A 258-nucleotide genomic window follows, 5' to 3' on the forward strand; every position below is an offset into this window, starting at 1 on the left:
GACCGGCCTGCGCCTTCCGACAAGACCTGCTTGAAGGTCTTGTGCTGCGGGATGGACCATGAGGGCACAAGTTTCTTGACCTTGCGCACCACCAGATTGACGATCAGGCCCTTGGCGCCGAGCATCTCGCCGAGCGAGGTGACGACGACGTGGCGCACGTCTGTCTTGACAAGAACCTGCTCCACGGTGCGGGCAAAATTCTCCAGCACAAAGATCGCCTTCGCGCCGGCATCGCGTAGCTGATGCTCGAGTTCGCGT

Annotated in this window: 1 pseudogene; it reads right to left on the minus strand. The window is 60.9% G+C overall.

From position 1 onward, the window contains the following. A pseudogene (locus tag SB764_RS42145) lies at positions 1-258 on the minus strand (long-chain fatty acid--CoA ligase); the annotation flags it as partial.

Origin of the sequence: Paraburkholderia sp. SIMBA_027 (assembly GCF_046535315.1) — a bacterium.
GTDB lineage: Bacteria > Pseudomonadota > Gammaproteobacteria > Burkholderiales > Burkholderiaceae > Paraburkholderia > Paraburkholderia tropica.